This is a genomic window from Bacillus sp. GbtcB10 (assembly GCF_019091365.1).
In the GTDB taxonomy this organism is placed as follows: domain Bacteria; phylum Bacillota; class Bacilli; order Bacillales; family Bacillaceae; genus Bacillus; species Bacillus altitudinis.
In genome coordinates this window covers 1-13225 of record NZ_JAGXJP010000001.1, presented here as the reverse complement: position 1 = coordinate 13225, position 13225 = coordinate 1, and the positions used below count along the sequence as shown (strand labels likewise).

General features: G+C 40.4%; 13 protein-coding genes, 16 tRNA genes and 1 rRNA gene. 6 read left to right on the top strand and 24 right to left on the bottom strand.

The features are described from left to right. Positions 1–11: 11 nt before the first annotated feature. Together KVT11_RS00150 and KVT11_RS00145 are read right to left on the bottom strand one after the other, a co-directional pair. Positions 12–779, bottom strand: a complete 768-nt coding sequence (locus tag KVT11_RS00150; RefSeq protein ID WP_046527433.1) for an ABC transporter ATP-binding protein — start codon at positions 777–779, stop codon at positions 12–14. Positions 780–941: 162 nt separating this feature from the next. Then, positions 942–1097: an FbpB family small basic protein gene (locus tag KVT11_RS00145; protein WP_019743964.1), complete on the bottom strand. Its 156-nt coding sequence runs from the start codon at positions 1095–1097 to the stop codon at positions 942–944. 265 nt (positions 1098–1362) lie between these two features. Here KVT11_RS00145 and KVT11_RS00140 point away from each other — a divergent pair, with 265 nt between their 5' ends. Then, positions 1363–2655, top strand: a complete 1293-nt coding sequence (locus KVT11_RS00140) for a homocysteine synthase (protein ID WP_008349114.1) — start codon at positions 1363–1365, stop codon at positions 2653–2655. Positions 2656–2698: 43 nt separating this feature from the next. Here the strand turns inward: KVT11_RS00140 and lepB are convergent, their stop codons facing one another. Then, the gene (gene lepB / locus KVT11_RS00135) at positions 2699–3265 is read right to left on the bottom strand and encodes a signal peptidase I (RefSeq protein ID WP_035703366.1); all 567 of its coding nucleotides are present in this window, start codon (positions 3263–3265) and stop codon (positions 2699–2701) included. A gap of 156 nt (positions 3266–3421) precedes the next feature. Next, entirely contained in the window at positions 3422–5365 is a 1944-nt protein-coding gene (ltaS, locus tag KVT11_RS00130; RefSeq protein WP_108611614.1) for a lipoteichoic acid synthase, read from the bottom strand. A 534-nt stretch (positions 5366–5899) separates the two neighbouring features. Here ltaS and KVT11_RS00125 point away from each other — a divergent pair. From KVT11_RS00125 to KVT11_RS00105, 5 genes are all read left to right on the top strand, one after another. Beyond that, positions 5900–6703: a DUF2262 domain-containing protein gene (locus KVT11_RS00125; RefSeq protein WP_210552340.1), complete on the top strand. Its 804-nt coding sequence runs from the start codon at positions 5900–5902 to the stop codon at positions 6701–6703. A gap of 18 nt (positions 6704–6721) precedes the next feature. After that, complete coding sequence (locus KVT11_RS00120) at positions 6722–7411, top strand: DUF1963 domain-containing protein (protein WP_007497003.1); 690 nt, start codon at positions 6722–6724, stop codon at positions 7409–7411. Between the two features lie 64 nt (positions 7412–7475). Beyond that, the gene (locus tag KVT11_RS00115) at positions 7476–7769 is read left to right on the top strand and encodes a hypothetical protein (RefSeq protein WP_017360391.1); all 294 of its coding nucleotides are present in this window, start codon (positions 7476–7478) and stop codon (positions 7767–7769) included. A 117-nt stretch (positions 7770–7886) separates the two neighbouring features. Next, positions 7887–8078, top strand: coding sequence for a hypothetical protein (locus KVT11_RS00110; protein WP_017360392.1), 192 nt, complete (start codon positions 7887–7889; stop codon positions 8076–8078). A gap of 71 nt (positions 8079–8149) precedes the next feature. Then, positions 8150–8695, top strand: a complete 546-nt coding sequence (locus KVT11_RS00105) for a histidine phosphatase family protein (protein ID WP_017360393.1) — start codon at positions 8150–8152, stop codon at positions 8693–8695. A gap of 45 nt (positions 8696–8740) precedes the next feature. Here the strand turns inward: KVT11_RS00105 and KVT11_RS00100 are convergent, their stop codons facing one another. From KVT11_RS00100 to rrf, 20 genes are all read right to left on the bottom strand, one after another. Next, positions 8741–9442, bottom strand: a complete 702-nt coding sequence (locus KVT11_RS00100; RefSeq protein WP_017360394.1) for a hypothetical protein — start codon at positions 9440–9442, stop codon at positions 8741–8743. 119 nt (positions 9443–9561) lie between these two features. Further along, entirely contained in the window at positions 9562–10356 is a 795-nt protein-coding gene (locus KVT11_RS00095; protein WP_017360395.1) for a phosphotransferase, read from the bottom strand. 415 nt (positions 10357–10771) lie between these two features. Then, on the bottom strand, positions 10772–11197 hold the full coding sequence (locus KVT11_RS00090; protein WP_017360396.1) for a hypothetical protein: 426 nt from the start codon (positions 11195–11197) through the stop codon (positions 10772–10774). Positions 11198–11451: 254 nt separating this feature from the next. After that, positions 11452–11533, bottom strand: a tRNA-Leu gene (locus KVT11_RS00085). 38 nt (positions 11534–11571) lie between these two features. Next, positions 11572–11660 (bottom strand) — tRNA-Leu (locus KVT11_RS00080). A 14-nt stretch (positions 11661–11674) separates the two neighbouring features. Then, positions 11675–11745, bottom strand: a tRNA-Cys gene (locus KVT11_RS00075). A gap of 5 nt (positions 11746–11750) precedes the next feature. Continuing rightward, positions 11751–11825: transfer RNA gene (locus tag KVT11_RS00070), tRNA-Gly, on the bottom strand. A 7-nt stretch (positions 11826–11832) separates the two neighbouring features. Beyond that, a tRNA-Gln gene (locus KVT11_RS00065) sits at positions 11833–11904 on the bottom strand. A 9-nt stretch (positions 11905–11913) separates the two neighbouring features. Further along, positions 11914–11989, bottom strand: a tRNA-His gene (locus tag KVT11_RS00060). Between the two features lie 24 nt (positions 11990–12013). Next, positions 12014–12087 (bottom strand) — tRNA-Trp (locus KVT11_RS00055). 13 nt (positions 12088–12100) lie between these two features. Beyond that, positions 12101–12185 (bottom strand) — tRNA-Tyr (locus KVT11_RS00050). Between the two features lie 15 nt (positions 12186–12200). Next, positions 12201–12273, bottom strand: a tRNA-Thr gene (locus tag KVT11_RS00045). A 6-nt stretch (positions 12274–12279) separates the two neighbouring features. After that, a tRNA-Phe gene (locus KVT11_RS00040) sits at positions 12280–12355 on the bottom strand. 19 nt (positions 12356–12374) lie between these two features. After that, a tRNA-Asp gene (locus KVT11_RS00035) sits at positions 12375–12451 on the bottom strand. 14 nt (positions 12452–12465) lie between these two features. Then, positions 12466–12542 (bottom strand) — tRNA-Met (locus tag KVT11_RS00030). A 15-nt stretch (positions 12543–12557) separates the two neighbouring features. Continuing rightward, positions 12558–12633: transfer RNA gene (locus tag KVT11_RS00025), tRNA-Val, on the bottom strand. Between the two features lie 32 nt (positions 12634–12665). Beyond that, positions 12666–12740: transfer RNA gene (locus KVT11_RS00020), tRNA-Glu, on the bottom strand. 17 nt (positions 12741–12757) lie between these two features. After that, a tRNA-Ser gene (locus tag KVT11_RS00015) sits at positions 12758–12848 on the bottom strand. 4 nt (positions 12849–12852) lie between these two features. Further along, positions 12853–12927: transfer RNA gene (locus KVT11_RS00010), tRNA-Asn, on the bottom strand. A 9-nt stretch (positions 12928–12936) separates the two neighbouring features. Next, positions 12937–13052: ribosomal RNA gene (rrf, locus tag KVT11_RS00005) — 5S ribosomal RNA — on the bottom strand. Positions 13053–13225: the final 173 nt, after the last annotated feature.

Genomic DNA, 13225 nt, shown 5'->3' with positions numbered 1-13225 from the left:
ATTTGACCTCCTTAAATTCCTGAGCCATTCGTCAGTAACAGCTCATCTGTTTTCTCAAATTCTGAAAGCACCTTTTGTCTTAAGCTCTGAAAAGCTGTTGACGTTCTATTCCTCGGGAATGGTAAGTTCACGGGAAGGATTTTATGAATTCGGCCGGGTCTTGCTTGTAACAGCACAATTTCATTGGCTAAATAAATGGATTCGTCAATATCATGAGTGACAAGCACCATCGTTGTTCTTTTCTCCTGCCAAATATCCAGCAGCACATCCTGTAAGTGTTTCCGTGTAAATGCATCTAGCGCACCAAAAGGTTCATCAAGCAATAAAATCTCCGGATCACGCAGGAGTGCTCTTGCAATAGCAACACGTTGTGACATCCCGCCTGAAAGCTCATGTGGATAGGCGTGTTCAAAACCTTTTAACCGAACAATGTCAATTAATTCATCCACTTTGCGGCGAACAGCTGCTTGTTTTAAATTGAAATTGGCAGCGATATTTTCTTCGACCGTCAACCATGGAAATAAGCGATGCTCTTGAAAAATAAAGCCCTGTTTCATTCCTGGTTCTGTCACACGCCTTTCTCCTATCACGATCTGCCCATCATAATCTGTATCAAGCCCTCCAATCATCTTCAGCAATGTACTTTTCCCGCAACCGCTCGGACCAATCACCGTCACGAATTCACCAGGAACGATGGTGAACCTTACGTTTTCAAGCACTTGAATGGTTTGTTTGTCTTTCCAAAAAGACTTATCCACAATATCAACGGAAATAGTCAATGCAAGTTCACTCCTCTTGTCATCAGATAGATACACAGAAAGGCCCTTATCCCAAAAGAGAGATAAGAGCCTTCGTGTTGTCCGATCAGCTATTCATATTGAGTTGTTAGCACCATCCTAAATCATATTATTCCTATAAATCAACTATATTTTATAAAATAGTTATTTCGACCTTGTATGCTTTTCATCAATACGATCGTAAATCGCTTCTATTCGTTCTTGATTGCTGTAAATCTCATATTTGTTCCGCTCAATCAAAATGTCTAATGTGATATCCAAATGTTTTCTGTATTTTTTTCGTTTTTTCTTTTTCTCCATCTTCTGCTTCCCTCCTGATTAAAATAAAAAAAGGCCCTTCACTCATGCCTGAGTGAACGAGCCTTCGGTTGACCGATCAGCGATTCTTGTTGGTATTTTCAGTATGCTTATGTTAATACATACTATTCCGACATGTCAACTATATTTATTGTTTTTTCAGATTTATCTAAAAAATGATTGACCGGGCAGTAAACAAGATTTATAGTCTTATTAAATATTTCTTATTAAAGTAGTTGGTTTTATCTAACAAAAGGAGGATACACACATGTCAGAAGAACTTCAATTTCGTTTAGAAACAAAAGCAATACACGCAGGTCAAGAACTGGATTCAGCCACCTATTCAAGAGCTGTACCTATTTACCAAACAAGCTCTTTCGGTTTTAGAGATAGTGAGCATGCGGCGAATTTATTCGGACTTCAGGAACCCGGTAATATTTATTCACGTATTATGAACCCGACAAATGATGTGTTTGAAAAACGGATCGCTGAGCTTGAAGGTGGAATTGGTGCACTTGCTGTCTCCTCAGGACAAGCAGCGACCACTTACTCCATTTTAAACATTGCAGGAGCTGGTGACGAAATCGTATCCTCCAGCAGTCTGTATGGCGGCACATATAATTTATTTGCTCATACCTTGAAAAAGCTTGGAATAACAGTAAAGTTTGTGGATTCCTCAAACCTTGAAGAACTTGAAGCAGCCATTACAGATAAAACAAAAGCAGTGTATGCAGAGAGCATCGGAAATCCAAAAGGCGACATTTTACATATTGAAGCCGTATCAGCCATTGCACACAAGCACCATATCCCTCTAATTGTGGATAACACACTTGCCAGCCCTTATTTGTTAAGACCGATTGAATTTGGTGCAGACATTGTTGTCCATTCAGCGACGAAATTCATCGGCGGCCATGGCACATCCATTGGCGGAGTCATCGTCGACAGCGGCAAGTTTCCTTGGAGTGATAGCGATAAGTTCAAAGGCCTGACTGAACCAGACCCAAGCTATCATGGCCTGACGTATACGGAAGCGATTGGCGAAGCGGCTTATATCACAAAGGCACGTGTACAGCTCTTACGTGATCTAGGGGCGGCTTTATCACCATTCAACTCATTTTTACTCTTGCAAGGCTTAGAAACATTGCATCTTCGCCTTGAACGCCACAGTGAAAATGCATTGAAGACAGCTCAATTTTTACAAGATCATCCTCTTGTAGAATGGGTCAGCTATCCAGGTCTTGAAGGCCATGAATCCTTTGAGCTGGCTCAAACTTATTTACCAAAAGGACAAGGTGCCATCCTCACATTCGGCATTAAAGGTGGCAAAGACGCAGGAAAAAAACTCATTGATTCGGTTCAGCTTTTCTCACATCTTGCAAACGTAGGCGACTCTAAGTCACTCATCATCCACCCTGCCAGCACAACGCATCAGCAATTAAGTGAAGCAGAGCAAAAAGCCACAGGGGTGACACCAGAACTTATTCGTTTATCTGTTGGAACTGAAGCGATTGAAGATATTCTGGCAGATCTAGAACAGGCGATTTCAAAAAGTCAGTCTTAACCAAACAAAAAAAAGCACACGCCTGTGTGCTTTTTCTTATTGATTAGTGATTGATTAACCGAATATCTTGGACGGGATAAAACACGAATGATGTTGTCCCTTGAATGTCACTCTTTGTAAAAAGACCTAAACCATTGCGACTGTCCATTGACTTTTGGCGATTGTCACCCATGACAAAGTACTTTCCTTTAGGGACTGTAAGAGGACCAAAATCAGGTGTCAGCAAGGTGCCATCTGCGGCAGCTTTCTTTTTGTTTGATGTTAAATAAGGCTCCGCCACTTTTTGACCGTTTACATATAGCTGGTCATTTTTCATTTCGATTTTATCACCAGGTAAACCAATCAATCGTTTCACATAGTGAGTACTGCGGTCTTCCCCATCAAGAACAATGATCTGTCCGCGTTTATAATCGCCGAAGTAATCGACTGTTTTATTCACAAACACCCGCTCTGTATTATGCAGTGTCGGTTCCATAGAAGTCCCCTTCACAATATACGGTGCGAATAAAAAGTTACGAATGATAAAAACAGCAATAAATGCGATTAAGATGGCTTTGATCCAGCCCCATAATTCTGATTTCTTTTTTTGTGTTTTTGTATTTGTTGTCATAAGCTCCTCCTGAAATCCCCTAGGACAAAATGAGTTATCGCCAGCTGACCGCTAGCGCCACGCTTGTTTCTCCCTAAATATAAACATATTTTGCCAACAAATCAAGCTGTAAGAGAGAAAAAGGCAAGCACCTTTCTGTGCTTGCCCAAAACTCAGTTAGTTAGCAGAAGAATCCGTTTCTGTCTCTTTGTTTGTTTTACCATAGAAATAATCAGATGGATTTACTGGTTTAAAATCAGATAGCTTATGGAATCGAAGAAGATCCCTGTACAGTACTTTATCTGACAGGCTTAACTGATTATCAACACGGGCTTTAATCGCTTCTGTCTTTTTGTTTTGTTTCACCACTTTACCCGTTTTTGTATCGTAGACCGTATTATCTACAAGGGTATATTTTGGTGTCACATAGTTTCCGTTACGGAATGCAACAGTTTGATCATGCTTCTTAGAGAATAAATCTGTTCCAAAATTCACGTACTCATTTGAATCAATACCTTGTAAGTGAAGAAGCGTTGGCATCACGTCTACTTCACCGCCATACGTATGATTCACGCCGCCTTGTTTCCCAGGGATACGAATCATGAGCGGTACACGCTGATTTTGTGCATTTTGATATGGCGTAATTTCTTTCCCTTGAATCTCACTCATTGCACGGTTATGGTTTTCAGAAATACCGTTATGGTCACCATATAATAGAATCACTGAGTCTTTATACAGACCCGATTTTTTCAAGTCCTTAAAGAATTGTTCTAATGACTCATCCAAGTATCTCGCTGTTTGGAAATAATTATCCACTGTTTTATCGCCAGTTGTTGCCTTAGCGATTGTCGCATCTTTCTCATCTAAATTAAATGGATAATGGTTGGTCAATGTCATTAAGTGTGCATAAAATGGCTTTTTCATTGATTCTAACATTGGGATTGATTCTTTAAAGAATGGTTTATCCTTCAGACCCATGTTTACAAGGTTTTCTTCATCCATGTTGTAATAAGATGCATCGAAGAATTGATCAATTCCCATATGTTTATAAATCGTGTCACGGTTCCAGAAAGATTTATAATCCCCGTGAAGCACTGCACTCGTATAGCCTGCTTTTTGATCTAAGATGGCAGGAAGTGATTGGAAGGTATTTTCACCTTTTGTCACAAACGCTGCACCCTCTGGTAAGCCAAACATACTATTATCCATCATGAGCTCAGCATCAGAAGTCTTCCCTTGACCAGTCTGGTGGAAGAAGTTATCAAAATACGTAAAATCTTCTTTTCCATGAGCTAGTTTGTTTAAAAACGGCGTCACTTCTTCTCCATTTAACTTGTAGTCAATTAAAAATGACTGGAAGCTTTCTAAATGGATTTTGATGATGTTTTTCCCTTTAGCTTGACCAAAGTATTCTGCATTTGGTTTCGCATAGTGAGAAGTCGTATAGTTCACGACATCCGTTAAATCATCACTACTCGCATTTGCTACCTGCGTTGCATTTTGTGCAGTTTGCACGCCGTCATAAATCGCATAGTTATAAACACCTAAATATTTCACAATATACTTATGATCAAATGTTCTCGTCAATAATTCTGGACGATCTTTTTCAGCTAAGTGTAGGTTAACGAAGAACAGTCCAACACCTGCAGCCACAATCAGCAGTGCGAAAGTTTTTTTCATTTGGAACTTCTTCACTTCTGGTCTCCAAATGACAATGGCAATTAAAATGATGATATCAAGGAAGTACAAAAGGTCATGCGGCTTAATACTTGCTAACACACCGCCAGTCATACCTCCCCCAAGATTACCGGCTTGTTTCATTGTCGGGAATGTTAAAAAATCATCAAAGAAACGATAGTACGCTACATTCGCATATAAAAGTGCGGTCATAATAAAATCAATGACAATTAAAACAATGGCCGATTTACGCCCCTTCAAAAAGAGAGCAAGTCCTAAAAACACGATGGCTGAACTGAATGGATTTAATAAGAGAAGACCCTCTTGAAAAGATCCCTTCACTCCTAAATTAAAGTCCATTTTGTAGGCTGTGTACGATTTTGCCCAAAATAAAAGGACAGCCAAAACAAAAAAGCTATATTTGTTCGCAAATATTTTTTTCATAAAACCTCTTCTTTCTTATTTTCGATCTGATATAAATGAAATCATAAAAAATTTACATTGATTTTGCAAATGTAAATCTTCTGCACCAAGCATTCCGATGCTCTTTTCTCCGCAGGTTACATGTGCTCCTTTAATATAACGAATAAGAAGCATCATAAGTTTCAAAAAAAATACGAGTAAATAAAAGGAAAAATATCCATTTACATTAAATTTACTGCCACTTCATGTTTCAGAGAATGATGAAGGTTTTGTAAATCACTCAGTACTACTTTACTTTTTTCATCTAATCGTGTCAAAGTAATTATAAAGAAAAGGAAGAATCACCTAGGCTTTTCGACTCACTTAGCCAAATTTATACAAAATCCGAACCGATTTGCTTTTTTATTGTGACTCAACCTCCAGCAATCCATGTATCCTCTCTGTTGCCACAAACCTAAAAAACAGTTTTAAACAAAAAAAGCTTGATTTCCTCTGCCAATGTAAGGTGTGATAAAGGTATAGCTCCATCAAATAAATCAAGCTGGGGGACATCCTATGAAATCAAACAAACAAATCAACATATTTGAACAAAGATTCTCAGAAGAAGTGATAGACATCATGGCTGTTACAGGACCTTCTGGAGTCGGCGCAGGAAAAGCGGGAAAAGAAACTCTTTGGACTGCTTCAATCCCGCTCATTGCATGGAAGGAAAAAGACCGTATCATAACCGAAAAAGTGAGACTGTGCTGGTTAACAGATGAAAAGGGATTACGAGAAAAACAAGCGCAATTACATAAAGAATCTATCGTCACACTTCAAGTACGTAAAGGTGAAGATGAATTTATGCTCGTTTCACTTGTTGATACAGATACTGAAGATAAAGAACTTCAAGAAATATTAGAAGAAGCTCAACAACCTATCTTTTACCATGATGACAAGCTGGGTACCTTTGAATTAGTGAAAGGACTAGACTTATTTGAAACAACCATCAAGTGGGGCAATGAGGAGTGCCTTCTTTACTTCAATCTTGAAGAAGAGGAAGAAATGAATGACTCTCTGAAAACGGCTAGACAACTCGTAGAAGAGCAGACAACATGGGATGCCTCCATGAAGTCATATGCAGCAAATCAGCTGATTGAACTAGCAAAAGATTGGCAGGAACAAGACGACTCCGCTGAACATTCAGAAGAGATCACACCGGATCAATTTATCAGCCGCATCTCTCTTGAAAGCCTCCATGCTTATCCAAATGGAGAATTCGAAGCCTACTATCATGACGGAGATTTATTTTGGGGACATGTCATCATTGTCTCTGGCAATATGAATGGAACGTTTCAAGATGCACACATTGCTGGCTAAAGAATGGGGGATGGATAAATGAAGATCAAAGCTTTTGACGAATTAAATCAACTAGGAAAAACACCTATTGTAGCCAAAATAGGCGGATTTCGTCCTGATCCATCTAAGTACAGCTGGTTTGCTGGCCATTTTTTCATCCAACGTGATAAAGGGTGGCCGGCAGATCAAGATGGAGCTATGATTCCCATTTTACAAATGTATTTACCCGAAGTACCAGGGGGAATGAACGGCTTTGATGAATGTAAGATGATTCAAATTTTCATCAACAAGAAAACCCTTCCGATTGATATCGCCAAAAACGGTGAGGGCTGGAAACTCATTGAATATTCATCAATGGAAGGATTAGAAATCGCTGAGACCCCTGAAGACGTGAAAGGAATGAAACCTTTTCAGATAGAGTGGCTCGAAGGGGAACAACCGGATTATCCATGCTGGGAGGAAGCTTGGTCATACGTTGACTTATCAGAGGTTAATGAAAGTGAAGAAGCGACAGATCATTTCTTCGAGCATTACTCAAACTACTCGTTCACAAAAATCGGTGGATACGGAGCTTACATCCAATCTCCTCCCCACCAGATGTCAGGAGAATTCATGCTGCAAATCGCCTCTGAAGAAAAACCTCGGTTCATGATTGGTGATAACGGCACGATGTATTTCTATTACGACAAAGACAATAAAGAATGGTTCATGCACTGGGATTGTTTTTAAAACCAATTGAAAGGAACCATTCCCCTTTCTAAACGTAATAAACGATATGAAGGGGGCCAGTGATATGGGATTCATTTTAGACATCTTCAATCTTGCTCTGTATATCCCTTTTCTACAGGTAGATGAAGAAGATATATCACGGAATGCAACACAGCTAAAAAAATACAGCTGGTTTCAAGCGTTATTAAATGATCAAACGAGCAGAGAGCTGATCATTTATGATCAAGGAGTCCGCCGTGTAATTGGTCAATTTAAGACGAGTAAACTCCATAAGAAGCCATACAACATCAGATGCGAACGAAAGGTACAACAAGCCATACACCGTGCCATGTCAAAACACGGAAAGATCCGCACTTAGCTGTGGCTCTTTCCGTACAAATGTAATAAATCCTTTTGAAGAAAACAATTGACGCTCGGACAACTCTCCCCGTATATTATGTATAAATCCATCTTTTTATAGAAAAGGGGGCCTCACATGCGCTTGTTTAAGAACTGGAGAAAAAAGCAGCACAAACAGCCGATTACTTCAGAAACGCAAGAAGACAGCATCCCAATTAATTTTTCCACCCTTCCCTTTGGCACAGACACCATAGATGATTTTTTGTTCAACTTAGACCTAACCTCCAAACTCATAGATCCATACAAAGAAGCAGACACGAACAAATAGAACCTAAACTTTCGTGAACCCTCATCCAATATTGGATGATTTTTTTATACTTAGAGGAAGGTGTACCCCCTATGAAGACATATTATTTCGTCAGACACTGTCAAGCAGATGGACAATCCGAGGATGCGTCTTTAACGCCTCAAGGCATCACACAATCGCATGAACTCGCACAGCTTTTTTCCGGCATTCAGCTCAATCAGATCATCTCAAGTCCTTATAAACGAGCGATCCAAACCGCTGAGCCTCTTGCTCATGTCAAACAGATCAAGGTACAAATTGACAAGCGTCTCTCTGAACGTAGGTTAAGCAGTCAACCAATGGAAGATTGGTATGAAAAACTAAAGCTCAGTTTTTCGGACTTGCATATGACCTGTGAAGGCGGAGAATCGAGCCAAGAAGCGATGAATCGTATTGTAGAGGCACTCTATGAACAAATAAAATTAGGAAGAGATCATACTTTATTCGCCACTCATGGCAATATTATGAGCCTGCTTCTAAAACACGCCGATTCTGCAATTGGATTCAAGGAGTGGGAACAACTAAGCAATCCAGATGTCTACATCCTGAAATATTTTAAACCAGGCCATGTAGAAATAGAAAGAATATGGCATAAATAAAAAAGGCAGAGTTGACCCCTGCCTTTTTCTTATGAAAAACAACTATTAGTGATAGTAAAATGTCTGTACCCACTCATAGGGCTTCTTACGATCCGCACACCATTTCACAAAGCCTCTTGTCTCCGTCTGCTGAAATTCCTTCCAGTCCGATAAAAGCTGGTTATAGTAGACTGCTAGTTTTTCAACATTGGTTTGAACCTTTTTATCTTCGATCAGTTTCATGACATCTTGAATCCCTTGAATTCGCTCATGATCTTTCTCATAGGTGCTTAAATAAAGATCTTCATGTATATGATGGAACGAATACCACAAAGCCGAGAAATAGGTTTCGCAAATTTGGACAATCACTCGCTGCTCTTTGCTGCCTCCCATCTCTAATGCCTTCAATAAATAGGGCAGCCCTTCCTCCTGATGCACAAACAAGCCTTGCCATCGATACGGTCTGGCATCCATTGGATCAATATTTTCCCACTCTTGAAGAACAGGGTGGATCACCCCATTTACCAATGGATACACAAGCAAATGATGACCATCCTCAAAACGTTCAATGTAATCAAACAGCCAAGCAACAAATGAACGCCGTGCTGTAAATTCGTTCTTATTCATCTCTTCAACAAAAGACTGAAGAACCTTTAACGCATCTTTACGCAGACCCTGTTCTTTCCTGACACAGTACTGTCTAAAAAGCGGATAATCATGTGATCGCTCATCTTCAATAATAGTCTGTAATATCGTCTTCGTTTGCAAGATAACAACTCCGCCTCTTTACATTCATTTTATTGAACTATTATAACCAATTGTAACATCCACATGAAACTAGTAAAAAGATGAGTTGTCCTTTTTCTTTTATAAAACCCTTGGCATCCTCAAACCCATTCTTTTCTGTGCTCATGAATGAATTGTATGTCTTTTTGATAATGTTCAAAGTGCCCCTCATGAATCATTTTTTGAAAAGCTCTATCCCCTTCACTCGCTTTTCGCTTCATGTATTGACATAAACCTTCTAAACGCAGCAGCACCATATCCACATAATCTTCTGCTATGTCCTCACCATAAGCTTCAAAAAACAGTTTGACTCTATACTTTATATGGGCTGCATGCTCTAATGAATGATAATTCACGACCTCCCCTGTTTCAGTGCGAAAAAGTCTACTGAGAGGCACACATGTATAAAGGGTATATGCAATATCCCAAAGCCTTGGACCAGGGGCAGCTACATCAAAATCAATGATTCCCACTGGCTTTTTATTTTTGAAAATAATATTGTACATCGCAAAATCATTATGGCACACAACCTCTATGTTGTTAGGCGTATTGTCCATTCGTTCCCAATCGTCTGAAATGGGAAAATCACTAACAGCATCATGATACAGTCTAAGCATTCTCGCTATTTCTTTTAAAGCATTGTGAGAGCACATGTATTCTTTTAAGGGATCATGACCGGCTACACCTTCAATGAAGGACAAGATCTCTCTACCTTTTTCATCAACCCCTAAAAACGTTGGAGCATAGGAGAAATTCTTTTTTTCTAAATGCTTTAGCAGCTTTTGTATATTCATATTGTCTGACTTTACCTCTCTGCGAACCGTATCTCCTGAACGATATACGTTGGAGACATTTCCACCTGTCAATAACTCTTCATGGTCATTTTGTTTTTTCATAAATTCTCCCCCAAACTGGGTCACAATGATGATGCAAGCTAAAGATGTGTATGTACCCACAAATATTCATTTAGTTACACAAAGGTAATTCACTGTTTTATGTGAATGCGCTACTCCATTTTGATTCCTTATATGGTTAAATGTATCGTACCAAATGTTGCAAATCATCTAAAGTTTATTCTGTTAAAAGTAGTACATGCTCATTCTGTTCTAATAGGATTCTATTTTCATCTAAATAACTCATTTAAACCACAAAAAAACGTTTCACCACGAGGGTGAAACGTTAGATTCATGGTAAAAACCAAACTTTTAATAGATACCGGTGACCGGGGTCGAACCGGCACTCCGTGATAAATGATTTCAAAAAGGCAAGGTATACCTTCTGAAAGTAAAGCAGCCGTTAATGAAATAAGAATTAAAGTTCTTCTTGATATATTGCTGATTTAATCGGCTTTAAAGTCAAAGGAATTTTAAATTCATGAATACTCTCAATATGATGAAAAAAATGATCTATATCGTCATAATCCATTGACCATTCTTCTACCACCTTTAACTTTTTTAACTCGCTTGTTGGTTTAAATAAAAATTCACAGTGCAGTTGTTCCATATGAGAATAATCATCTTCTTCATAAATTGTAAACTGACGTACAAAATCAAGATGAAATAGTTCCTCTCCTGTAAAATCATAGACACCACACTGAAATAAAATTTCTTTATCTTCTTCGCCCTCAACGGTCTCCTTTGAAAAAGCCTTAAATGTTTCCCAAACCTTATTTATCTCATCGGTATCTTCACCGATGCTATCTTTAAGATAACTTTCAGCATTTTTAACCGTAATCATTACAACACCTCTTATGTACAATTTATCCAATCCATCTTCAATTGTCCTGCCCCTTTAGTTTAATCATAAGGTAACCATCAATAAAGTAAAAGTCAATCTCCTTTGAACACGATTTGAAGTAATTTTTCCGTGTGAAAAATCAGCTAAACAACAAATAAAAAACGCCCTCCTACAATTTGTAGAAAGACGTTTTAAACGTTAATATTCCTTAATTCTTCTGTAATTGACGATAATAAAGAATATCTTAAACTAGATACCGGTGGCCGGGGTCGAACCGGCACTCCGTGAGGAACACGATTTTGAGTCGTGCGCGTCTGCCAATTCCGCCACACCGGCATGATCATTAAAGAGCGCAACTTATAATAAATAAAAAATGGTGCCGAGGGCCGGACTTGAACCGGCACGGTAGTCACCTACCGCAGGATTTTAAGTCCTGTGTGTCTGCCAATTCCACCACCCCGGCAGTCTTTTCAAAAAAGGCGACACCCGGATTTGAACCGGGGATAAAGGTTTTGCAGACCTCTGCCTTACCACTTGGCTATGCCGCCATAATTGGAGCGGAAGACGGGATTCGAACCCGCGACCCCCACCTTGGCAAGGTGGTGTTCTACCACTGAACTACTTCCGCATATCAACTGGGCTAGCTGGATTCGAACCAACGCATGACGGAGTCAAAGTCCGTTGCCTTACCGCTTGGCTATAGCCCAATAATAAAATGGGGCGATTGATGGGAATCGAACCCACGAGTGCCAGAGCCACAATCTGGTGCGTTAACCACTTCGCCACAACCGCCATAGATGTTATGAATCATATAATTGGCAGGGGCAGTAGGAATCGAACCCACACCGGAGGTTTTGGAGACCTCTGTTCTACCGTTAAACTATGCCCCTATGAAAATAAAAATGGTGGAGGGGGGCGGATTCGAACCGCCGAACCCGGAGGGAGCGGATTTACAGTCCGCCGCGTTTAGCCACTTCGCTACCCCTCCACATTTGAAAAACAGTGCCGGCAAGAGGACTTGAACCCCCAACCTACTGATTACAAGTCAGTTGCTCTACCAATTGAGCTACACCGGCAAATAGTGGTGGCTCGGGACGGAATCGAACCGCCGACACACGGATTTTCAGTCCGTTGCTCTACCAACTGAGCTACCGAGCCAAGTATTCTTTTTAAAAAATGGCGGTCCGGACGGGACTCGAACCCGCGACCTCCTGCGTGACAGGCAGGCATTCTAACCAACTGAACTACCGGACCAATAAAGAGAAATTTGGTTGCGGGGGCAGGATTTGAACCTGCGACCTTCGGGTTATGAGCCCGACGAGCTACCGAACTGCTCCACCCCGCGACGATATAAAAGATATGGTGGAGGATGACGGGCTCGAACCGCCGACCCTCTGCTTGTAAGGCAGATGCTCTCCCAGCTGAGCTAATCCTCCGAATAAAATGCTGGTATGTATTTCTATAAAAATGGTGACCCGTACGGGATTCGAACCCGTGTTACCGCCGTGAAAGGGCGGTGTCTTAACCGCTTGACCAACGGGCCCTTTATTATGTAAATTGTGGCGGAGAGCAAGGGATTCGAACCCTTGAGACGGGGTTACCGCCTACACGATTTCCAATCGTGCTCCTTCGGCCACTCGGACAGCTCTCCAAATTGGCTCCGCAGGTAGGATTCGAACCTACGACCGATCGGTTAACAGCCGATAGCTCTACCACTGAGCTACTGCGGAATGAAGAAAGCCTGGCGATGTCCTACTCTCACAGGGGGAAACCCCCAACTACCATCGGCGCTGAAGAGCTTAACTTCCGTGTTCGGTATGGGAACGGGTGTGACCTCTTCGCCATCATCACCAGACAATTTAGTGACAAAAGATATTATACTATGTATTACAAATAAATCAAGAGATATTTCAAAAAATGTTCTCTCAAAACTAGATAACAATGTTCATGCTTCACATTAGAATATAGGTTAAGTCCTCGATCTATTAGTATCTGTCAGCTCCACGTGTCACCACGCTTCCACCTCAG